General features: G+C 71.7%; 22 protein-coding genes. 9 read left to right on the forward strand and 13 right to left on the reverse strand.

Annotated elements, in window-relative coordinates:
- Positions 1–37: 37 nt before the first annotated feature.
- On the forward strand, positions 38–982 hold the full coding sequence (locus tag F6W97_RS27770; RefSeq protein WP_155373450.1) for a hypothetical protein: 945 nt from the start codon (positions 38–40) through the stop codon (positions 980–982).
- Here the strand turns inward: F6W97_RS27770 and F6W97_RS27775 are convergent.
- On the reverse strand, positions 897–1,493 hold the full coding sequence (locus F6W97_RS27775; protein ID WP_155373451.1) for an SPFH domain-containing protein: 597 nt from the start codon (positions 1,491–1,493) through the stop codon (positions 897–899). The genes F6W97_RS27770 and F6W97_RS27775 overlap by 86 nt on opposite strands.
- Positions 1,494–1,586: 93 nt before the next feature.
- On the opposite strand from F6W97_RS27775, the gene F6W97_RS27780 reads away from it, so the two are divergent.
- The 3 genes from F6W97_RS27780 to F6W97_RS27790 all read left to right on the forward strand — a co-directional run bounded on the left by F6W97_RS27780 (position 1,587) and on the right by F6W97_RS27790 (position 4,362).
- On the forward strand, positions 1,587–2,555 hold the full coding sequence (locus tag F6W97_RS27780) for an ATP-binding cassette domain-containing protein (protein WP_407924614.1): 969 nt from the start codon (positions 1,587–1,589) through the stop codon (positions 2,553–2,555).
- Positions 2,552–3,307: an ABC transporter permease gene (locus tag F6W97_RS27785; protein ID WP_155373453.1), complete on the forward strand. Its 756-nt coding sequence runs from the start codon at positions 2,552–2,554 to the stop codon at positions 3,305–3,307. Before F6W97_RS27780 ends, F6W97_RS27785 begins: the two co-directional genes overlap by 4 nt.
- A gap of 119 nt (positions 3,308–3,426) precedes the next feature.
- Entirely contained in the window at positions 3,427–4,362 is a 936-nt protein-coding gene (locus F6W97_RS27790; protein ID WP_155373454.1) for a DUF2332 domain-containing protein, read from the forward strand.
- 35 nt (positions 4,363–4,397) lie between these two features.
- On the opposite strand, the gene F6W97_RS27795 is transcribed toward F6W97_RS27790, so the two are convergent.
- The 3 genes from F6W97_RS27795 to F6W97_RS27805 all read right to left on the reverse strand — a co-directional run bounded on the left by F6W97_RS27795 (position 4,398) and on the right by F6W97_RS27805 (position 5,767).
- Positions 4,398–4,580: a hypothetical protein gene (locus tag F6W97_RS27795; protein ID WP_155373455.1), complete on the reverse strand. Its 183-nt coding sequence runs from the start codon at positions 4,578–4,580 to the stop codon at positions 4,398–4,400.
- A 274-nt stretch (positions 4,581–4,854) separates the two neighbouring features.
- Complete coding sequence (locus tag F6W97_RS27800; protein ID WP_155373456.1) at positions 4,855–5,289, reverse strand: hypothetical protein; 435 nt, start codon at positions 5,287–5,289, stop codon at positions 4,855–4,857.
- A 61-nt stretch (positions 5,290–5,350) separates the two neighbouring features.
- Positions 5,351–5,767 (reverse strand): group III truncated hemoglobin, encoded by a 417-nt coding sequence (locus F6W97_RS27805; RefSeq protein WP_230687032.1) that lies wholly within the window; start codon positions 5,765–5,767, stop codon positions 5,351–5,353.
- Between the two features lie 43 nt (positions 5,768–5,810).
- Between F6W97_RS27805 and F6W97_RS27810 the strand changes: the two genes are divergently transcribed.
- The 3 genes from F6W97_RS27810 to F6W97_RS27820 all read left to right on the forward strand — a co-directional run bounded on the left by F6W97_RS27810 (position 5,811) and on the right by F6W97_RS27820 (position 8,153).
- Positions 5,811–6,491 (forward strand): helix-turn-helix transcriptional regulator, encoded by a 681-nt coding sequence (locus F6W97_RS27810; protein WP_196279358.1) that lies wholly within the window; start codon positions 5,811–5,813, stop codon positions 6,489–6,491.
- 83 nt (positions 6,492–6,574) lie between these two features.
- The gene (locus tag F6W97_RS27815; RefSeq protein WP_155373459.1) at positions 6,575–7,372 is read left to right on the forward strand and encodes a RibD family protein; all 798 of its coding nucleotides are present in this window, start codon (positions 6,575–6,577) and stop codon (positions 7,370–7,372) included.
- Between the two features lie 49 nt (positions 7,373–7,421).
- Complete coding sequence (locus tag F6W97_RS27820) at positions 7,422–8,153, forward strand: class I SAM-dependent methyltransferase (RefSeq protein ID WP_155373460.1); 732 nt, start codon at positions 7,422–7,424, stop codon at positions 8,151–8,153.
- 89 nt (positions 8,154–8,242) lie between these two features.
- Here F6W97_RS27820 and F6W97_RS27825 read toward each other — a convergent pair whose 3' ends face one another.
- Positions 8,243–8,578: a winged helix-turn-helix domain-containing protein gene (locus F6W97_RS27825; RefSeq protein ID WP_155373461.1), complete on the reverse strand. Its 336-nt coding sequence runs from the start codon at positions 8,576–8,578 to the stop codon at positions 8,243–8,245.
- Positions 8,578–9,255: a hypothetical protein gene (locus tag F6W97_RS27830; protein ID WP_155373462.1), complete on the reverse strand. Its 678-nt coding sequence runs from the start codon at positions 9,253–9,255 to the stop codon at positions 8,578–8,580. The genes F6W97_RS27825 and F6W97_RS27830 overlap by 1 nt, the downstream gene beginning before the upstream one ends.
- 137 nt (positions 9,256–9,392) lie before the next feature.
- On the opposite strand from F6W97_RS27830, the gene F6W97_RS27835 reads away from it, so the two are divergent.
- Positions 9,393–9,869, forward strand: coding sequence for a hypothetical protein (locus F6W97_RS27835; protein ID WP_155373463.1), 477 nt, complete (start codon positions 9,393–9,395; stop codon positions 9,867–9,869).
- Positions 9,794–10,981, forward strand: coding sequence for a GNAT family N-acetyltransferase (locus tag F6W97_RS27840; RefSeq protein ID WP_155373464.1), 1,188 nt, complete (start codon positions 9,794–9,796; stop codon positions 10,979–10,981). Before F6W97_RS27835 ends, F6W97_RS27840 begins: the two co-directional genes overlap by 76 nt.
- A 36-nt stretch (positions 10,982–11,017) precedes the next feature.
- Here the strand turns inward: F6W97_RS27840 and F6W97_RS27845 are convergent, their stop codons facing one another.
- The 7 genes from F6W97_RS27845 to F6W97_RS27875 all read right to left on the reverse strand — a co-directional run bounded on the left by F6W97_RS27845 (position 11,018) and on the right by F6W97_RS27875 (position 20,480).
- Positions 11,018–12,163, reverse strand: coding sequence for a M23 family metallopeptidase (locus tag F6W97_RS27845; RefSeq protein ID WP_155373465.1), 1,146 nt, complete (start codon positions 12,161–12,163; stop codon positions 11,018–11,020).
- Positions 12,164–12,306: 143 nt separating this feature from the next.
- A complete protein-coding gene (locus F6W97_RS27850) occupies positions 12,307–14,202 on the reverse strand; it encodes an ABC transporter ATP-binding protein (RefSeq protein WP_155373545.1) in 1,896 nt (631 codons plus the stop codon).
- Between the two features lie 50 nt (positions 14,203–14,252).
- Positions 14,253–15,986, reverse strand: a complete 1,734-nt coding sequence (locus tag F6W97_RS27855; RefSeq protein WP_155373466.1) for an ABC transporter ATP-binding protein — start codon at positions 15,984–15,986, stop codon at positions 14,253–14,255.
- Positions 15,980–16,585: a TetR/AcrR family transcriptional regulator gene (locus F6W97_RS27860; RefSeq protein ID WP_230687033.1), complete on the reverse strand. Its 606-nt coding sequence runs from the start codon at positions 16,583–16,585 to the stop codon at positions 15,980–15,982. The genes F6W97_RS27855 and F6W97_RS27860 overlap by 7 nt, the downstream gene beginning before the upstream one ends.
- A 334-nt stretch (positions 16,586–16,919) precedes the next feature.
- Positions 16,920–18,179, reverse strand: coding sequence for a hypothetical protein (locus tag F6W97_RS27865; RefSeq protein ID WP_155373467.1), 1,260 nt, complete (start codon positions 18,177–18,179; stop codon positions 16,920–16,922).
- Positions 18,180–18,270: 91 nt separating this feature from the next.
- Positions 18,271–19,944 carry an NAD-binding protein gene (locus F6W97_RS27870; protein WP_155373468.1) on the reverse strand — a complete coding sequence of 558 codons (1,674 nt, stop codon included), beginning with the start codon at positions 19,942–19,944 and terminating at the stop codon, positions 18,271–18,273.
- Between the two features lie 71 nt (positions 19,945–20,015).
- Entirely contained in the window at positions 20,016–20,480 is a 465-nt protein-coding gene (locus F6W97_RS27875) for a hypothetical protein (protein ID WP_155373469.1), read from the reverse strand.
- Between the last annotated feature and the right edge of the window lie 47 nt (positions 20,481–20,527).

Raw genomic sequence — 20,527 nt, forward strand, 5'->3', positions numbered from 1 at the left:
TGTCCTGCGGTCCGATCTGGATGGAAGAATGCCCGCTGTGACCGAGCAGACTGCCGACGCCCCGCCGCCGGTCTCACCCCCGGTGACCTCGGCTCCGGCCCAGGCCACACCCCGGGCGGACCCGGACTCGGCGGCGCCCGCGCCGACTCCGGCCGCGGCGGCCGTGGCCGGCGAGCGGCACGGCTTCTACCTGGGCCTGGTGTCGGCCGCGTTCCCGGCGATCCTGGCCGGGGTGCGCCTGTTCGTGCTGTCCAACGGTGACGACGCGACGCTCAAGGCCCTCGCCCAGCACACCAGCATGCAGGCGCTGCTGATCGGCAGCTACGTGCCTTTCCTCCCGCTGATCCTCATCCTCGCGGCGTATCTCGCGCTGTCCGAGCGCCGGGCCGCGATCCGCGGCGCGGTGTTCCAGCCCACGGTGCTGGCGAGCATGCCGCCGCCGGTCGCGCTGATGCTGCTGATCGTCGGCCTGCTCACCGCGCCGGTGTACCTGCTGCTCCTGCTGCTGGCAGCCGCGGCGCTGCTCGCCGTGCTGCTGCTGCGGCGCGGGCGGCCCGCCCCGGCGCGGGCCGGTGGCCGCCCGCCCAGCCCGCTGCTCGGCGGGCGGGTCCCGAACCGGTGGGTCGACGCGCTGACGCTGACCCTGGGCGTGGTGCTCGCCGGGATGGTCACGCTGCAGGGCATGTGGCTGCCCGCGACCGCGCTGACCGTCGACGGCACGACGAGGGTGGCCTACCTCCTGGGCCAGGAGGACGACCTGGAAACGGTCCTGTATCGCGACGGCGGCGGCCCGCAGCAGCTCAAGTCCGACCAGATCACCGCGCGCCGGATGTGCAGCGAGCGGGAGGCGGGGCTGCTGCGCCGCCCGCTCGCCGCGCTGATCTTCGCGCCCGACGTCAAGACCTCGGACGTGCCGCTGTGCCGTGACCTGCTGGCACCGGGCGGCTCGGCGAGGGCGCCGGGCGCGCCAGCACCTCGCTGATCCGGACGCTGCCGACCTCGGCCCACTGGCCGGCCTGCGCGGACAGTGCCGTGGTCAGTTCCTGGTCGAAGGCCGTCCGGCTGGTCATCGCGGCCTCCTGCGGCATGTCCGCGATCAGGTGGCGCAGCGTGGCGGCGGCCAGGTCGTCGATGGCCCGGTTGGGCCCGTGCGGCTGGTACGCCGCCTGAACCGGGTCGGTGACCCGCCACAGGATGCGCATGCGGACCTCGACCTCGCCGCCGTCGCCGGCCGCGAAGGCGTCGCCGACCGGCTGCTCGGTGGTGCCTTCCGGTGGGGCCGGGGGCCACAGCAGCATCTGCTGGGTTAGATCGATCTTGGCTTTGACCCGGTCGAGCAGGGGCACCGCCAACCGCCGGCCCGCGGCCAGCGCGCGATGGAAACGCCGGTGGCGCTCCACGATCCATACCTCGTCCTCGGGCACCTGCCACAGGGCCGTCCGCGCCGCCAGTGGCAGGAACGCGGTGAGGGTCATGAGGGGGGAGTAATCCATACGGCACAGCGTGGGTCATCCGGGCGAATTCCGCGCGGCTCGACAGACGCGTACGGCGTACGGTACGGTGTACGTCGACCGAGTGGGAGGAGCCTGCGCGTGGCAGAGCTGGCGATATCGGCGGACGGGGTCCGCAAGACCTACCGGGGAGCGCAAACCCCGGCACTCGACGGATTCGATCTCCAAGTGCCCCGGGGCACTGTGTGCGGTCTGCTCGGCCCGAACGGGGCCGGCAAGACCACCGCCGTGCGCATCCTGGCGACGCTGATGCGCCTGGACGCGGGACGCGCCCTGGTGGCGGGGCACGACGTGACCACCCGGGCGGCCCAGGTGCGGCAGCGCATCGGGCTGGTCGGGCAGTACACCGCGGTCGACGAGATCCTCAGCGGCAGGCAGAACCTGGTGCTGTTCGGCCGCCTCAACCATCTGGGCAAGGCCCGGGCCGCGACCCGCGCCGACGCGCTGCTGGAGCGGTTCGGTCTGGCCGAGGCGGGCGGCAAGCCGGTCGCGAAGTACTCCGGCGGCATGCGCCGGCGGCTGGACCTCGCGACGAGCCTGATCGTCTCGCCCGAGGTGCTGTTCGTCGACGAGCCCACCACCGGGCTGGACCCGCAGGGTCGCCAGGAGGTCTGGTCCGCGCTGCGGGAACTGGTCGCGGGCGGCACCACCATCCTGCTGACCACGCAGTACCTGGAGGAGGCCGACCAGTTGGCCGGCAGGATCGCCATGCTGTGGCACGGCCGCGTCGTCAGCGAGGGCACCCCTGACGAGCTCAAGGCGGCCATCGGCGACGACTGGATCGACCTGGCGTTCGCCGACGCCGAGCAGGCGTGCCGGGCGCTGCCCGCGGTCGCGCTGCACGCCGACGGCGAGCCGCGTTTCGAGCAGCACCGGATCAGCGTGCCGGTGCGGCAGCGCACCAGGGCGCTGATCGCCATCAGCACGGCGCTGGCCGCCGAGGGCATCGAACCGGTCGAGGTCAACCTGCGCCGGCCCACACTCGACGAGGTGTTCCTCGACCTGCACCGCAAGCAGGGCGACAAGCAGGAGGTGGCGGCATGACGGCCGTGTTGGGGGAGACCTGGGTGCTCGCGCGCCGCGAGCTGACGCACTGGCGGCAGCAGCCCGCCGGGGTGATCGTCAACTGGCTGTTCACCGTGATGATCGCGCTGATGTTCGGCGGCCTGTTCGGCGGGGCGATCGGCGCGGACTACTTCGACTACCTGATGCCGGGCATGTTCGCCCTGGCCATGTTCTTCGGCGTGGAGGCGACCATGACCGCGGTGTCCACGGACGCCGCCAAGGGGGTCACCGACCGCTTCCGGTCCCTGCCGATCAACTCGGCGTCGGTCGTGCTCGGACGCTGCCTGGCCGACCTGATGAACTCGGCCGTCGGCCTCGCCGTGCTGGTCGGCGCGGCCGCGGCGCTGGGCTGGCGCTGGCACGAGGGCCCGGGCCGCGCGCTCACCGCGTTCGGGCTGCTCCTGCTGCTGCGCTTCGCGCTGCTGTGGGTCGGCATCTTCCTCGGCCTGGTCGTCAAGGGACCCGAGTCGGTGACCATGGTGCAGATCCTGGTCTGGCCGGTCGGGTTCCTGTCCGGCGTCTTCGTCGACCCGGCGACCATGCCGTCCTGGCTCGGCACGATCGCCCAGTGGAACCCGCTGTCGGCCACCGCCGCCGCGTCCCGCGAGCTGTTCGGCAATCCCGGCCTGGTTCCCGACCACGCCCTGCTGCTCGCCGTGCTCTGGCCGCTCCTGCTGACCGCCGTCTTCCTCCCCCTCTCCGTCCACCGCCACCGACGCCTCGGCTCCTGACGAAGGAAGGGCACCCTCTTGTCGGAATCCGATGTAGAAGGTGCCCTTCCCCACAGCTGATGCCCGGTGAGCTGCGACGGGACAGCGGGGAGGGTGGCGGGGGTGGCAGCATGGCGGGCATGACGATCGCGGGGGTGTACGCGGAATTCGCCGCGTCGGAGGCGCGCGGGGTGTCGCCCGCGTACGAGCGACTCGGCTGGGCCGTCAGCCGGGACGAGGACGTGCCGGCCCTGCTCGGCACACTGCCGGAGCCGAAACGGCAGCCGCAGCTGCTGTTCGGCGTCGTCCGCCTCCTCGGCGGGCCGGTGGCGGATCCGGCCGCGTTCATCGCCTTCACCGTCGAGAACTGGCCCGCGATCGCGGCCGAGCTGACGGCCCGGGCCACCCAGACCAACGAGGCCGGGCGGTGCGCGGTGCTGCTGCCGGTGCTCGCAGCGCTGCCCCAGCCACTGGCCCTGCTGGAGGTCGGCGCATCCGCCGGGCTGTGCCTCTACCCCGACCGTTACACCTACCGCTACGGCGAGCACCTGCTGGGCTCGGACGGCCCGGTGCTCGACTGCGCGATCACCGGCGCGACACCGCCGGACCGGCTGCCGGAGGTCGTGTGGCGGGCCGGCATCGACCTGAACCCGCTCGACGTCACCGATCCGGCGGACGTCGCCTGGCTCGACGCGCTCATCTGGCCCGAGCACACGCACCGTCGCGAGCGGCTGCGCGCCGCGGCGGCCGTCGCCGCGGCCGATCCGCCGCTGCTGGTACGCGGTGACCTGAACGACGCCCTGCCCGCGCTCGCGGCACAGGCCCCGTCCGGCGCGACCCTGGTGGTGTTCCACACGTCCGTGCTGTACCAGGTGCCCGCCCCGCAGCAGGCGAGGTTCGTCGACCTGGTGCGTGACCTGCCCGGTCACTGGGTCTCGAACGACACGACCGACCTGCTGCCCGCCCACGCGGTGCCGCCGACGCCGGACGGTGCGGCGTACAACCTGCTCGCGCTCGACGGCAGACCGCTGGCCTGGACCCGCTCGCACGGCCAGGCGATGACCTGGCTCGCCTGAGCCGCGCCCGCACGGGTCCAGGCCAGTGCCTGCCGTCAGGCCCCGGTCAACGCGGCGTCGAGGACCCGCTCGTACGTCGTCCAGGACGGCAGGTGGGTCAGCAGATGCCGCATGTTGCGGTCCGCGTACCGCGTCTCCTGCTCACCTTGCGCGCTCAGCGCCGCGTCGGCCTGCCCGGCGACGTAGTTCAGCAGTCCCGGCCAGGGATGCCTGAGCACCGGCGAGCGTGACCTGCGGGTCACCGTCGCGCAGCCCGGCCAGCAGGTCTTTGGCCTGCCTGCGCAGGTGGTCGAGGTCGGGATTGTCGGGCAGCGTCTTCATGCGAGCACCTCCACGCCCGGACTCGCACAGGCGGATGAGAGCGTCGGCGAACGTCGCCCAGCCTGACCACAGGCGGGGTGGCTTCGAGCCTTCCGGCGAGTCTCGGCGCGTACCCGAACGCGCTGGATCGAGGCTTACCGAACCCACCGCGGCACTGTCAAGCCCGACGGGTCACGGCAGCACGGCGACGACGTCTCGGGCTAGCCGGGGCCGCACGTCGTCGAGGATGGTCCGGTAGAACGCGCCCGTCGGGTCGGCGAGCCTGCGGTGGACGCCGTGGCGGACCGAGTACACGGTGTCCGGGGTGACCCGGAGCACGGGGTGCGCGCCGGTGCTCGGCGTGACGACGAACCCGCGGAAGCCGAGCGGGGCGGCGGGCTGCGCCGTGTCCTGGAACTCCGCGGCCCGGCCGGCCAGCTCGGCGTGGATCCGCTCGGCGACGGGGATGCTCAGCGCCGCCTCCGGGTTCTCGCGGCCCGAGAACAGATCCACCGAGACCTGGTACGCCACCGGCGCGGGCTCGCTCGGCGCCGGCGAGCACGCGCTCGTGCCGGCCACCAGGGCCAGCGCCAGCAGACCAACGTTGATCGTCCTCGCACCTGACATGGGCCGGTCCCCTCACTGGTCGCTGGACCCCAGTATGGAGCCCTCGCGCTTGGCGGGCAGATCACCGCCTGACGGTCGCGCCGATGGTGACGTGCTCGCTGCCGGTGGATCCGGCCAGCCGCCGCCCGATCGACCCGGCGATCCGGCCGGCCTGCGTCTTCGCCAGCTCGGCGACGGGGCCGGCGTGGCGGTCGTCGACGGTGGTGTGCCACAGCAGCAGCCAGCGGTCGAAGTGCGCCTGCTCCAGCCGGACCAGCCGGTTGAGGTCGAAATGCGCCTGCAGCGCGTTGCGGCGGTAGCTGCCGGTGCGCAGCAGCACCGTCTCCCAGAAGTCGCACATGATCGGCAGGTGCGCCGGGAGGTCCATCCGGGCGATGTCGATGAAGATCGGGCCGAGCAGGTCGTCGGCGTACACCCGGGTGTAGAAGTCGGTCACGACGCCGGTGATGGCGGTGCGGTCGGTGATGTCGGTGCGCACAGGATCCTCCTTTTTTACTATCGCCATCGTATATATTCGGGCCGTGGCCGACGACATGACCTACGGCGCACTCGCGGTGGCCAGCCGAAGGCGCGTGCTTGAGGCGCTGCGCGAGGCCGGCGCGGCGCAGGACGCGACCGCGCTCGCGCAGGCCACCGGCCTGCACCCGAACACGGTGCGTTTCCACCTGAAAGTGCTGATCGAGGCCGGATACGTGGGGCAGGCCAGCGTGTCGCGCGGCGGCCCTGGCCGCCCGCAGGCGGTGTACGCCTGTGTGGCGCCCGCCGCCCAGGCAGGCGGTTACGCGCTGCTCGCCGAGGTGCTCGCCGGCCAGCTCGACGACACCGACGGTGCCGCGCTGGCCCAGCGCGCCGGCCGGCGTTGGCTGCATCCCACGACCGGCCCCGGCGCGGGCACCGCTGCCGCGACTGGCGGCGGTGCGACCGCCACGCTCGACGAAGCCGCCGTACGCGCCACGGCGCTGTTCACCGAGCTCGGCTTCGATCCCGTCCGCACAGCGCAGGACGGAGCCGCCCGGATCGAACTACATGCCTGCCCGTTCCTGGACGTGGCGCGGCGGCACCCCGACGTGGTGTGCGGCGTGCACCTCGGGCTGCTGCGCGGCACCGTGGACGGGCTCGCGCCGCAGGCGTTCGACGCGGAGCTGCACCCGTTCGTCCGGCCCGGCGTGTGCGCCGCCGAGATCCGGCGCCGGGAACCGTGATGAGCAGGTCCGGCAGCACTGGGCAGCCCGCCGGCAGCTGCCGGACACCCGAACGAGTCGGTGGCTTTTGATAGAACGCCGGAATGGATTCCAGCAGAAGTGATCGGCGACGGCCGCGCGTCGTGGTGTCTTCGGTGGTGTCGGCGGACGGCCGGCTCACGCTCAGCGGTGATCAACTGCTCTTGAGCGAAGAGCCGGGCCGGGTATGGCGAACGCTGCAGCCGCCGAGCGCTCCGGCGGTCGAGCAGGCACGTGCGGCGCTGCTGGAACGGCTGTACCAGCCACAGGCCGTGCTCGAAGGCAGCGGGACGTTCGTCACCCGCGACACCGGGCCGGTGAGCGGACTGCCCGTGGCGGACCCGGCGCAGGACCTGCACACGGACTTCCTCCCCGACGACGTTGCCGGCGATCCGGCGGGTCAGAGGTGGTTCGTCGTCGTGGACAGCCGCGGACGTGTCCGTTGGAGCGTCAAGAGCAGCGGTGGTCACCGGCTTCTGATCCTGGTGGCCATGGCGACACCCGCGGACTACCTGTCCTTCCTGCGGCAGGAGGGGATCCCCTATCTGGTCGTGGGCGAGGCCCGGGTCGACCTCGGCACGGCGCTCGACCGCCTGGTGGACAGACTCGGCGTCACCTGCGTTGTCTCAAACGCCGGAGGCGAGCTCAACGGCGCCCTGCTGCGCGCCGGACTCGTCGACGAACTGCAGGTCGTCGTCCTGCCGGCCCTGATCGGCGGGAGGAACACGCCTGCCCTGTTCGATGGTGCCGCACTGGCGCCCGCAGAGCTGCCGACACCGCTGCGGCTGCTCTCCGTCCACTCCGAATCCGACGGACTGCTATGGCTGCGCTACGACGTCGTCCGGGTGGAGACCCCGGCTTAAGTGGCGACCGACCGTTGATGGATCCCGGTGCGGCGTCGACACTGTCGCGATGTTCGCCGATGCCGACGCTGCTGCTTTGTACGACCTGCTGAACCCGTGGGACGGGGCGAGGTTCGCCGGTGACGCGTTCTATGACGACCTGGTGAGGAACGCGGACGCGGTGCTCGACGTGGGCTGCGGCACGGGCGCCATGCTGCACCACGCCCGCGAGGCGGGCCATCAGGGCAGGCTCGTCGGGCTCGACCCGGACCTCGCGGCGCTGGACCGGGCACGGCGGCGTGCCGACGTCGAGTGGGTGGCCGGGGTCGCCGCCGAGGCACGCTGGGACCGCGAGTTCGCGCTGGCGACGATGACCAGCCACGCGTTCCAGTTCCTGGTCGGCGATGACGAGCTGCGCGCGTCGCTGGCCGCGATCCGGGCGGCGTTGCGCGACGGCGGCCGGTTCGCGTTCGAGACGCGCCATCCGCAGGCGCGGGCCTGGGACGACTGGAACCCGTCGAACGCCACCGAGGTCGTCGACGCGCAAGGCCGCACCCTGCGGGTATGGCACGAGGTCGAGCAGGTCGGCGACGTGGTGCACCTCGTGGAGACGACCGGCGGACCCGACGGCGACGTCCTGCGGGTCGATCGTTCCCGCCTGCGCTTCCTCGACGTGCCGGCGCTGGCGGCGTTCCTGGCCGAGGCGGGCTTCGTGATCGAGGCCCAGTACGGGGACTGGCATCGGGGCCCGGTCACCGGCTCGAGCCGTGAGATCGTCACGATCGCGTGCCGCCGCGGGTGACGGCAGGCGAGGCCGCGCTGGTGGAACCGCACGCGGGACGCCGCCCCGGGTGAACCCTGAGGTCCGCCCGGGACGGCGTCTGCCGCCGGTCACCGGTCGCCGGTCACCGGCGTCTGCTCGACCTGCTCGACCTGCTGGATGAGCTGCTTGAGGTGGGTGATCTCGTCGCGCAGGGCGGTCTGGCCGGCGGGCGTGAGGGTGACCCAGGTGCGCGGGCGCTTGCCCTCGTAGCCCTTCTCGATCTGGATCAGCTCGGCCTTCTCCAGCACGGTCAGGTGCTGTCCGAGGTTGCCCGCGGTCAGCTGCAGGGTGGCGCGCAGGAAGCCGAACTCCACCTGTCGGGCCTGGTGGGCGATGGCCAGGATGCCCAGCCGGACGCGCTGGTGGACCACGTCGTCGAGGCCGTTGGTGGGATGGTCGGTCATCACGCCTGGACCTCGGCGGCCGGGCGGAGCAGGGCGAACGCGGCACTGCCGAGCAGCAGCAGGGCTGCCGGGACGAGCAGCTGCGGCAGGAAGAACCACGGCGACGACGAGTGGATGACCTGGTTGCCCATGAACGCGCCGACCGCCAGGTAGCCGACGCTGTATGCCAGCAGTGCCCAGTGGCGTTCGACCCACGCGAGCACCAGCAGCGCCAGCCCGATCACCGCCAGGGGACTGGCCAGCCCGTTGACGAGCCAGGCGACCGGCCCGGCCGGGACCTTGACCGTGTCGGCGGAGAGCGGATCGGCGGGCACGGGAATGAGCGGGTGGAACGTCAACCAGATCGACACGGCAGCCATGAGCAGAGCCAACGTGATGCCGACGATGACGTACGGGCGGATGGGGGTGCCCACGCCGCGCTGCCGGGACTGCCTGAGGTAGAACGCTGCGATCGCCGCGTAAGCGAGCACCAGCGCGCCTGTCCAGTACCCGAGTTCGGCCGGGTTGGGCGACGGGCAGACCGTGTGGTCCGCGTCGGAACGGCAGGCGCTGAACAGGTCGAGGTAGGGGGCATACCGGTAGACGGGGATCGCGATCACGGTGATCACCGCGAAGACCAGCAGTGGGAACCAGGTGCCGCGCTGGGCGACACGTACCTGGCGCGTCAGGTCACGCACGGCCGCCAGAAGCTCGTGAGGGCTACCCGCCTGGGAAGCGGATTCGTGTGTCATGCAGTTAGCTTTGCATCACAGACCTTTCTGCGCAAGAGATAAGGCCCGACGATCGGGTGGCGCGCTCGGTTAGGCTGACCGCCGTGGTCGTGCAGCTGATCTCCGGATACGGAGTGCGCCTGTCCGGGCTGCCGGATGTCACCTTCGGCATGAGCCGCCAGGAGGTGCTGGCCACGTGGTCCGGAAAGCGCGTGCACCGGCCTTTCGTCTGCGGCATGAGCTGGTCGGGCGGCATCGACCTGACCGGGGTCGACCTCGGCGTCTTCGGCGACGACGAGCAGCGGCTGGGCCTGGCGCTGATCTCCCGGATGACAAGGTTCTACGAGAACTGCCGCGAAGGCCTGCTGCCGTACGAGCCGGTCGTCTTCGACGACGTCGACCTGTTCTACTGGCCGGCCGCCGAGCTCGTCGACTTCCTGCGGGCCTCCGGGCGCCAGGTGACCGAGGGCGTGACGATCACCCGGGTGGGCCGGGAGCTGGAGCTGTGGCGCGATCCGGTCACCGCCTGCTTCACCTCCGTCACCTTCTGGGGACCGCGTGCGACCTTGGCCGAGCGCTGACGCAGAAGACGCCGCAGTGTGGGTTCCAGCTCGCTCCGGCGCGCGACTGTCACGCGTCGAGTGACGAAATTCGTTTTGCCGGTCGACACTTCTCGCCGATGATCCGAGATGTGGACATCTCGCGGCTGGATCCGGTCGACTCTGCGGCGATGGACAGGTGGTACGACCTGATCGTCGAGACCGACCGCCACGACGTGCCCGACTTTCCGACGCCCGGCAGGCGAAAGCACCTGGGCCGATTCGAGCACCCCTGGCCCGCGACGACCGAAGAGGCGCTGCTGGCCTGGGACGGCGAACGGGTGGTCGGTGCGGCGTCATACGAGCTGCCGCAGGCGGCGAACCTGAGCGCGCTCCACCTGGAGCTGATCGTGCACCCGCGACACCGGCGCCGCGGCATCGGCACCAGGCTGTTGGAGGAGGTCTACGCCGCCGCTCGACGGCACGGCCGCAGCCTGATCGAGGTCCAGACCGTTCGGGCACTGCCCGGCGGCATCGCTCGCGACGAAGCCGGCTACGTCCATCTCACCCGCCGCGGTCACCTGCCGTCCATGACCAGCATCAGATCCCGGTGTCACCTCGCCGACGTGTCGCACGCCGAGGCGCCGAGCCCCGCGGCCGGGTATTCACTGGTTCAATGGCGCGACGCTGTACCGGACGAGATCATCAACGACGTCGCCGCGTTGCAGAACAGACTCCTGCTCGACGCACCCACCGGCGACCTCGCGGTGGAACGGGTGACCTACGACGCCGACCGGCTGCGCGCCGATGAGACGACCCAGCTGGGGCGTGGCCACCACTGGTATTCGACGGCGGCCCGGCACGACGCGTCGGGGCAGATCGTCGCCCGCACCAAACTGTCGTTCGAGTCCGAGGACGACACACACGCGCGACAGCGGATCACCATCGTCGAGCCGGGCCATCGCGGTCTGCGTCTCGGGTTGACCGTCAAGGCGGCCAACCACGCCTACGCCCGCTCCCACGAACCGGCGCTGCGATTCGTCGACGCGTGGAACGCCGAGGACAACACACACATGCGGGCGGTCAACGCGCTGCTCGGTTTCCGGCCGGTGGACGGCTGGTCGGTCTTCCAGCTGCCGGTGCCACCCGCGTGAGCCTGCCGCCACGCCGAAGGCCTGGGTGGCAAGGATCTACGGCGAACCTACAGCGGTGTTCCGGCTGAGGTCGACGCCGCGGGCCGCCAGGAAAGGGTACGGGTCGACCGCGTTCGTGGTGGTGGCCGACGGGCCGGCGTGGGTCTCGAAGTGCAGGTGCGGGCCGGTGCTGTGCCCGGAGGAGCCGACCACGCCGAGCTGCAGCCCGGCGGGCACCCGCTGTCCGACGTGGACGTAGGGACGGCGCAGCAGGTGCGCGTACCGGGTGACGGTGTGGTCGGCGTGGAAGATGTCGACGTACCAGCCGTAGCCGGGGGTGTCCAGGGTGCCGTCGACGTCGCAGTCGCCCTGGTCGCAGCGGGCGATGAGCACCGTGCCCGCCGCGGCGGCGTAGATCGGGGCGCCCTTCGGCGCTGCCAGGTCGACTCCCTGGTGGGTGGGCCGGTCGGGCGTGCGGAAGTCACTGGTGGCCCGGCCGTGCAGGGGCGCGGTCCAGCCCTGGGCCGACACCGGCGAGCTGCTCACGCCGCAGGTGAGGCCACCCTCGGCGAAGGCCAGAGCGAGCGCCGTGGCCAGCGGCTCGTGCTCGGCGTAGGCGTCCGGCAGTGCCGACCGCTGGACCTGCTGCGCGGCCACGGTCAGCGGGAGCTGCTCCCAGTCCGGGACGGTGAGCAGCGCGGCGTAGAACTTCGTCGCCGCGACCCGGGGCGTCATCAGCTCTTCTACGGCGCCCCACCCGCCCTTGCCGCCGAACGGCAGCGAACGCTGCTGGAACAGGCCGACCGAGCCGTGATCGCCGCCGACGCCGTCGTGCGGGACGCGCAGTGATTCGGGCACGTTCGCGTTGGCGAGGTTGCGCAGCCGGCTTTCCCGCAGTGCGGTGGCCAGGGCGATGACCGCGGCCCGGGGTGGCAGCTGGGCCTGGGCCGCGACGTCGTACACGGTCCGCGCCTGCCGGATCTGGGCGGCGGTGAGCCGGCCGAGCGCGCTGCCGGCTTCAGCGGAGTCCTGGGCGGGCAGGCACCCGGAGGCGGTGGTGGCGAGGGGGCGGGTCTGCCCGCCGGCCGGGCCGGCGAAGGTGAGCAGGCCGGTGGTCACGGCTGCGGCGACGGCGAGGAGGCGGATCGGGAACCGGTGGGCCGGGTGCGGCCGGGGCGTCGGGGCGGGGGTCGGGTGGATCATGTGTAGCAGTCCACCTGAACTGGCGATACTACAGCGTGAGCAGTTTCGCTAACGCGCTGTTAACGTGCTCGCGGCTGCTCCCTCCCCGGAGACACGCGACCGCCCCCGAGGCCGTAGCGGCTCGGGGGCGGTCGCGTGGTGGGTCACTCGGTGGCCGCGCCGGCGAACTGGGCCTCGTAGAGGCGGGCGTACGCGCCGCCGGAGGCGATCAGCTTGTCGTGCGAGCCGTGCTCGACGATCGAGCCGTGCTCCATCACCAGGATCACGTCGGCGTTGCGGATGGTCGACAGCCGGTGCGCGATGACGAAGCTGGTCCGGCCGCTGCGCAGCGAGTTCAGCGCCCGCTGGATGAGCACCTCGGTGCGGGTGTCGACCGAGCTGGTCGCCTCGTCGAGGATGAGGATGCTCGGCTCGGCCAGGAACGCCCGCGCGATCGTGATGAGCTGCCGCTCGCCGGTGCTGAGGTTGGTGCCGTCCTCGTCGAGCACCGTCTCGTAGCCGTCGGGCAGCGTGCGCACGAAGCGGTCCACGTGGGCTGCCTTCGCCGCCTCGATGATCCGCTCCCGGGTGGGGGAGTCCGCGCCGTATGCGATGTTGTCGGCGATGGTGCCGCCGAACAGCCAGGTGTCCTGCAGCACCATGCCGGTCTTGGAGCGCAGGTCCTCGCGGTCCATCGCGGCGATGTCGACGCCGTCCAGCGTGATCCGCCCGCCGGTCACCTCGTAGAAGCGCATCAGCAGGTTGACCAGCGTGGTCTTGCCCGCGCCGGTGGGGCCGACGATGGCCACCGTCTGGCCGGGCTCGACGACCAGCGACAGGTCCTCGATCAGCGGCTTGTCCTCGGTGTACCGGAACGCCACGTGCTCGAAGCTGACCTGGCCGCGCAGGTCCTGCACCCGGGCCGCGGGCACCGGCTCGGGGCTCTGCTCCTGCGCATCCAGCAGCTCGAACACCCGCTCGGCCGACGCGACACCGGACTGCACCAGGTTGGACATCGCCGCGACCTGGCTCAGCGGCTGGCTGAACTGCCGGGAGTACTGGATGAACGCCTGCACGTCGCCCAGCGACAGCGAGCCCGACGCCACGCGCAGCGCGCCGACGACCGCGACCAGCACGTAGTTCAGGTTGCCGATGAAGAACATGGCCGGCTGGATCATGCCGGAGATGAACTGCGCCTTGAAACCGGCCGTGTACAGCGCCTCGTTGTGTTCGCGGAACTTCTCGGCCGCCTCGTGCTGCCGACCGAATACCTTGACCAGCGAGTGCCCGGTGTACATCTCCTCGATGTGGGCGTTGAGCTTGCCGGTCACGGCCCACTGCGCGATGAACTGCGGCTGCGCCTTCTTGCCGATGCGCATCGTCACCCACACCGACACCGGCACGGTGACCAGCGCGATCAGCGCCAGCAGGGGCGAGATCCAGAACATCATCGCCAGTACGCCGACGATGGTGAGCACCGAGTTCATCAGCTGGCTCAGCGATTGCTGCATCGTCTGCGCGACGTTGTCGATGTCGTTGGTGGCCCGGCTGAGCACCTCGCCGCGCTGCTGGCCGTCGAAGTAGCTCAGGGGCAGCCGGGACAGCTTCGTCTCGACCTGCTCACGCAGCGCGTAGACGGCGCGCTGCACCACGGTGGTGATGATCCGGAACTGCATCAGCGAGAACAGCGACGCGGCGACGTACACGCCGAGCGCGATCAGCAGCACCCGGCCCAGCGCGTCGAAGTCGACGCCCTGCCCGGGGACCAGGTCCATGGAGGCGAGCATGTCGGCCAGCGTGTTGTTGCCCTGGGCGCGGGCCGCGTCGACGACCTGCGCCTTGGTCACGTCGTCCCGCAGGTCGCCGCTCATGATGCCGGTGAACAGCACGTCGGTGGCGTGGCCGAGGATACGCGGCCCGATCACCGACAGGCCCACGCCGATGACGCCGAGCACCACGGCCGACCAGACGGCGGCGCGGTGCGGCGCCAGCAGTTTCAGCAGGCGGCGGGTGGACTGCTTGAAGTTGAGCGACTTGCCCTGCGGCGGGCCGGCCATCATCGCGCCGGGTCCGAAGCGAGGACCCGAATCACGGCGTACGGGGGTGGAAGTCACGCCGCCTCCTCCTCGGTGAGCTGGGACAGCACGATCTCGCGGTAGGTCACGTTGCTGTTCATGAGTTCGCTGTGCGTGCCGGTGCCGACGACCTGCCCGTCGTCCAGGACGAGGATGCGGTCGGCGTCCCGGATGGTGTTGACGCGCTGCGCGACGATGACGACCGTCGCATCGGCGGTCTCGTGGGACAGCTCCCGGCGCAGCGCGGCGTCGGTGGCGTAGTCCAGGGCCGAGAACGAGTCGTCGAACAGGTAGATCTCCGGTCGGCTGACCAGCGCGCGGGCGATGGCCAGGCGCTGGCGCTGACCGCCGGAGACGTTGGTGCCGCCCTGCGCGATCGGCGCGTCCAGTCCTTCGGGCATGGCCTGCACGAAGTCCTTGGCCTGCGCCACCTCCAGGGCCCGCCACAGCTCCTCGTCGGTGGCGTCGGCCTTGCCGTAGCGCAGGTTCGAGGCGACGGTGCCGGAGAACAGGTACGGCTTCTGCGGGACGAAGCCGATCGCCCGGGACAGCGCCTGCGGCGCGATCTCGCGCACGTCGACGTCGTCGACCAGCACCTGGCCGCCGGTGGCGTCGAACAGCCGCGGCACCAGGTGCAGCAGCGTCGACTTGCCGCTGCCCGTACTGCCGATGATCGCGGTGGTCTCGCCGGGCAGGGCGGTGAACGCGATGCTGCGCAGCACCGGCTCCTCCGCGCCCGGGTAGCTGAACTCGACGTCGCGCAGCTCCAGGTGGCCGCGCAGACCTTCCGGGACGACCGGCGCGGTCGGCGGGACGACGCTGGAGGCGGTGTCCAGGACCTCCTCGATGCGCTCGGCGCACACCTCGGCGCGGGGCAGCATGACGAACATGAACGTGGCCATCATGACCGCCATCAGGATCTGCATCAGGTAGCTCAGGAACGCGGTCAGCGCGCCGATCTCCATGCCGTCGCTGTCGATGCGGTGCGCGCCGAACCACAGCACGGCCACCGTCGAGACGTTGATGACCAGCATGACGAACGGGAACATCGACGCCATCAGCTTGCCGACGGCCAGCGCCACGTTGGTCAGCTCGGTGTTGGCGCCGGCGAAGCGCTCCTGCTCGTGCCGGTCGCGGACGAACGCGCGGATCACCCGGATGCCGGTGATCTGCTCGCGCATCACCCGGTTGACCTCGTCGATGTTGGTCTGCATGGCCCGGAACAGCGGCCGCATCCGGTACACGATGAAGCCGATGCCGAGGACCAGCACGGGGATGACCGCCAGCAGCAGCCCGGACAGCTGCACGTCCAGCTGCAGCGCCAGCACGATGCCGCCGACCATCATGATCGGCGCGCTGACCATCATGGTGAAGGTCATCAGCGCGAGCATCTGGACCTGCTGCACGTCGTTGGTGGTACGCGTGATGAGCGAGGGCGCGCCGAAGTGGCCCACCTCGCGGGCGGAGAACGACTGCACCCGGTCGAAGATCGCGGCCCGGACGTCGCGGCCCAGCGCGCTGGCGACCTGCGCGCCGACGTAAACCGCGCCGATCGAGCAGATGATCTGCACCAGCGAGACGCCGATCATGGCGGCGCCGACGCGCATGATGTAGCCGGTGTCGCCCGTGACCACGCCCTTGTCGATGATGTCGGCGTTGAGGGTGGGCAGGTAGAGGTTGGCCACCGTCTGCACCAGTTGCAGGAGCACGACGAGGGAGACCTGCCGCCAGTATGGCCGCAGCTGGCGGCGTACGAGTGTGATCAGCATGCGGTTTCTTTCTTGGCCTCGGGGGAGAGCACGCCGTCCAGGACGACGTCGACGATCTGGTCTTCGGGCAGGATCTCGCTGCGGTTGTTGAAGAACACCATCGAGATGAGCAGGGACGCGACGGTCGCCGGCGGCAGCCGGAACCGGTCGGCATCATCTTTGATCAGCTCGGCGACCGCATCCGAGATACCGGTCAGCGCCTCGCGGGGGTCGAACACGGGCGAGGTGGTGACCACGGCGAGGCCGCTGCCGCGCAGCGACATCATCAGCGGGGCGTTGTCGCGGAAGCGGCGGGTCAGGATCCGCACCGCGGTCTTGAGCCGGAACCTGATGTCGGGGTCGCCTGCCACCGCCTTGATCGACTCGATGGTGGGGGCCGGGTCGAAGGCGTGGGAGAGGGTCGCCGAGATCAGGGCGGCCTTGTCGGGGAAGGCGCGGAAGATGGTTCCCTCCGCGACACCCGCGCACTCGGCGATCCGCTTGCTGCTCACGTGCACGCCTTCGGCACGCAGCAGGGGCAGGGTCGCCGCGATGATCGCGGCGCGCCGGTCCTCGGGGGTCAACGGGGAAACCCGGCGCCTGGGGGAGGCGTCAGTCACGGCGGCGACTCTAAATGAGTGAGCACTCACTCCGCAACCTGATTTCCTGGCCCTTCCTCGGACCCCGCCCTGAACGGCGGCTCTGCCTGCACGAACGCGACAACACGAGCCAACAGGCCAGTGACCGGTTCCCCCGATGGGACGACCCGACCCGCCGCCGCAGGCATCGACGGGCCACCCGCCGCCGCGCCCCGGCTTGTCGTAGACGCTGGCCTATCTGATCGAGTTTTTGAAGATCGGACTCGATCAGATAGGCCAACTTCTATGGAATTGGGTGAGGTCGAGGCTGTGCCCCGGGGAGGTGTCCTCGGGGCACAGCCTCGGCGGGGCCGGGTCAGGCGGCGACGAAGATGAGAGACGTCTGGTCGTTGAGGGACTTGCCGACCGTCGGGTGGTCACCCGCGGTGAACAGGCGGCACGCGCCGACCTCGCCCGGCGCCGCGTCGTCGTGCTCGCACAGCACCGCCCGGCCGCCCTCGGCCAGGCGCAGCGAGCTGATCGCGTCGTTGCCGACCGCCCCCAGATCGGCCGCGGCGAACATACCGGGCCCGAAGCCACCGGCCGAGCCCGTCAGCCCGCCGTCGGCGTACGCGGTCAGCACCTGCCCGGTCGACGGCCCGGCCGACACGGCCAGCAGCGAGATGCCGTCGTCGAGGCCCGTCCCGGCCAGTTCGTGCACCCCGGCGCCGAACAGCGTGCACTCGCCCAGTACGGCCGGTGCGACCTGGTCGCCGGCGCAGGCCAGCACCCGCTGCCCGGCCGCCACGCGCAGGGAGCTGATCGCGTCGTTGCCCGCCGACGCGAGCTGCCCGGCCGCAGCCTGGTGCACCCCGGGGCCGAACGTCTGCACCGCCCCGGCCAGCGCGGACCCGTCGGCCGCGGTGACCGCCGGGCCGCCGACGGCGATCAGGGAGACGGCCCCGTCGAGGCCTGCGCCGACCGTCGGGTGCTCGCCGGGTCCGAACGCCTGGCACAGGCCGGGGTTGCCGCTGGCGGTGGCGGTGGAGCGGTCGCTGTCGCAGAGCACGGCCTGATGGCCGTCGGCCACCACCAGCGAGCGGACCGCGTCGAGCCGGTCCAGGTCACCCGCGGCCGCCTCGTACCGGCCGGGACCGAGCGGCAGCCTGCCGCCGGAAAGGCGCGGCTCGCCGTACACGGTGACGCCCTGGCCGGTCTCCTTCGCGGCGACCACGGTCAGCAGCGAGACGCGGTCGTCGAGGCCCCCGCCGACCTGGTCGTACCAGCCGGCGTCGAAGTAGCGGCAGGAGCCGAGGCCGTCGACGGCGTCGGCGCTCTGTGCCGCGGTGCGGTCGCAGGCCAGCACCCGGAAGCCCTCGGCGACCCGCAGCGACGACACGGCGTCGTCGCCGACCGCGCCCATGCCGCCGGAGTCGGCGTCGAACACGCCCGCGCCGAACGCCTGCGACGCCCCGCCCAGCGCCGGGTCGGCGTACGCGACCAGCGGGTACACCGCGTCCGGCACGATCGGTTCCGGCGCCACAGGCACCGGGCCCGGCGCGCCCGCGGCGGCGGTCAGCGGCAGCAGCGCGTACGCCGTGCCCGCGGCGACCAGCAGCGACCTGCGAATCCACATCTCAAAGCTCCCCGTGTCACCCCGACGTCCTGCACCACCGGTACCAACTGGCGGCGCGCCCGCTGGTGATGGACGTGACACGATCGGGCGGTCAGCGCCGCCGGTTGCGCATGGTCAGCTCGTGCAGCCCGGCCCGGGTGGCGACGACGGTGAGCCGGTCGCGTTCGCGTACCCGACGGGTCTGGCTCGGCTTCCACAGCGGCCGGGGCTCGCCGAACTCGGTCACCGCGACGACCCGGGTCGAGCCGGGCCGGTCGACGTTCGCGGTGGTCGTGCCGGCCAGCGGCGAGCCCATGGGCACGAACACCTCGGCGATGAGCAGCACCCGGCGGTCGACGGCGATGGTGCCGATAACCTCGCGGCCCATCATGGCCTCCGCGAACGCGGGCACCGCCATGTTGGACACGCTGCGCGACAGCGGCAGGTCGAAGGTCGTGCGCACCCGGTCGGCGAGATCGGGGTCGAACAGGCGCAGCACCACCCGGACCCGCGGCTGGAGCTTGCGGGCGTACAGGGCGGTCTGCAGATTGGCCATGTCGGAGCGGTCCACCGCGAGCAGTGCCTTGCACCGGTCGACGCCCGCCTGCCGCAGCGTGGTCTCCCGGCTCGGGTCGCCGATGAGCAGCGGAATGTCCAGCTCGCGGGCCAACGGCACGCCGCGGGCCTGCTCATCCTGGGCGATGGCGACCATGGTGATGCCGCGGTCGTGCAGCAGCCGCATGACCCGGGTGCCGACGCCGCCGAGGCCGACCACGACCACGTGGCCGGAGCGTGGCTGGGTCAGCCGCAGCTGAGCCACGGCCAGGCGGGCCCGCACCGTGCCCTCCACGACCAGCGCCGTGACCAGCGGGATGAATGCCAGGCCGGCCAGCCCGAGCAGCAGTTGCAGGGCCTGCTGCCGGGGCTGGTAGCCCTCCTCCGGCTGCGGGCCGCCGAGCACCGTGGTGGCGGCCTCGTAGAACGCCGGCCAGGGCCGCAGGTCAAGGCTGAACGCCAGGGCCATGCCCGCCGCGACGATGATCGCGAGTACGACGGTGACCGCGATGCGGGTCTTGCGGGAGAACAGCGCGCCCAGGAACGACACCACCAGGCCGACCCAGGAGGGGCGTTTCGGGGTGAGCCGGCTCAGGCCGAGCGAGGTCTCCCACAGCGAGGCCGGTCCGCGGTCCTCGGCGAGCACCAGGTCGGCGGCGCGCTCGTCGGCGGGCAGCACCTCCGGCCCGTCCTCGGCCGAGGTGTCGGCGAGCCCGCACACCACGTCCTGGGGTGCCACGTCCACGCGCGGCGCGACGACCAGGGTGCGCCGGGCGACCTGCACCGGCGTCGCGGCGACCTCGCCCAGCGCGGTGGCGACCAGCTCCGGGCCGGCGATCTCCGCATCGGACAGCACCCGCGCGTTGCCGAGCAGGGACTCGATGTCCTGGCCCAGCGCGGTGTGGTACATCCGCAGCACCAGCCGCAGCCGTGGGGCGACGTCGCGGGCCAGCAGGGCCAGTGAGAGGTTGCCGACGTCGTCCTGCACGGTCAGCGCCAGCCCGGCCGCCGTCGCGACGTCGACCCCGCGCAATGCCTCCTCGTCGATGCGCTCGGCCACCACCAGCGCCACCTCGGGCAGGTCCGTGAAGTCACGTGCCGCGGTCTGTTCCGCCTCGGTCATCAGCACCACCACCTCGGCGCGGTAGCGCTCCGAGAGCTGTTGCGCCAGGCGGTAGGTCAGGTCGTCCGATCCGTTCAGGACGAAGTGGTTCGTACGGGCTGCGGGCATGCGGGAATGGTCGGCCCGTCGGACCGACAGCGGGTGACGTCAAGGTGGACGTACGGTGAACCGATCCGTCCTCAGCCGCGACGCAACGTCATCAGCATCGCCGGGTACGGCCCGGCGGCGATCTCCGCGGTGGCCTGGTCGGCCGGGATCACGTTGTCCATGCGCAGCTGGAGGGTGGCGCCGGTGGCGTCGATGATGATCCGCCAGCGCCAGCCGCCGCCGTAATCGGCCTCCAGCTCGACCACCGCGTCGTCGCGCAGGGTCCCGGGCATCGTGAACGCGGCGGGCTGCTGGTGCCACGAGTCGCTCCACAGCCCGACCACGGCGCCGGGCTCGGCGCCCGCGCCGAGGGCGAGCAGGCCCTGCTGTGGGCCGTCGGCCGGGTGCGCCCAGGTGTAGGCGACGGTGGTCATGTGGCCGCCCGCCGCCGTGGCCAGCGTCAGCGTGGCCGGCGACTCGGTGAACTGGTCCTGGGGCAGCAACCGGAAGCCGTTGGCTCCGGTCCAGGCACCGGTCGCGCCCGAGAGAATCGTCATTGGCGGATGCTAGCGGTTCGGTGCGTCATCGGCCGGTGACGCGCCTG

Origin of the sequence: Catellatospora vulcania (genome assembly GCF_009720385.1) — a bacterium.
Lineage (GTDB): Bacteria > Actinomycetota > Actinomycetes > Mycobacteriales > Micromonosporaceae > Catellatospora > Catellatospora vulcania.

Coding starts and splice junctions, on each gene's coding strand:
- F6W97_RS27775 (WP_155373451.1), bottom strand. CDS start 1,493: ATGGATTACTCCCCCCTCATGACCCTCACCGCGTTCCTGCCACTGGCG.
- F6W97_RS27785 (WP_155373453.1), top strand. CDS start 2,552: ATGACGGCCGTGTTGGGGGAGACCTGGGTGCTCGCGCGCCGCGAGCTG.
- F6W97_RS27790 (WP_155373454.1), top strand. CDS start 3,427: ATGACGATCGCGGGGGTGTACGCGGAATTCGCCGCGTCGGAGGCGCGC.
- F6W97_RS27800 (WP_155373456.1), bottom strand. CDS start 5,289: ATGTCAGGTGCGAGGACGATCAACGTTGGTCTGCTGGCGCTGGCCCTG.
- F6W97_RS27815 (WP_155373459.1), top strand. CDS start 6,575: ATGGATTCCAGCAGAAGTGATCGGCGACGGCCGCGCGTCGTGGTGTCT.
- F6W97_RS27820 (WP_155373460.1), top strand. CDS start 7,422: ATGTTCGCCGATGCCGACGCTGCTGCTTTGTACGACCTGCTGAACCCG.
- F6W97_RS27825 (WP_155373461.1), bottom strand. CDS start 8,578: ATGACCGACCATCCCACCAACGGCCTCGACGACGTGGTCCACCAGCGC.
- F6W97_RS27845 (WP_155373465.1), bottom strand. CDS start 12,163: ATGATCCACCCGACCCCCGCCCCGACGCCCCGGCCGCACCCGGCCCAC.
- F6W97_RS27850 (WP_155373545.1), bottom strand. CDS start 14,202: ATGATGGCCGGCCCGCCGCAGGGCAAGTCGCTCAACTTCAAGCAGTCC.
- F6W97_RS27855 (WP_155373466.1), bottom strand. CDS start 15,986: ATGCTGATCACACTCGTACGCCGCCAGCTGCGGCCATACTGGCGGCAG.
- F6W97_RS27865 (WP_155373467.1), bottom strand. CDS start 18,179: ATGTGGATTCGCAGGTCGCTGCTGGTCGCCGCGGGCACGGCGTACGCG.
- F6W97_RS27870 (WP_155373468.1), bottom strand. CDS start 19,944: ATGCCCGCAGCCCGTACGAACCACTTCGTCCTGAACGGATCGGACGAC.
- F6W97_RS27875 (WP_155373469.1), bottom strand. CDS start 20,480: ATGACGATTCTCTCGGGCGCGACCGGTGCCTGGACCGGAGCCAACGGC.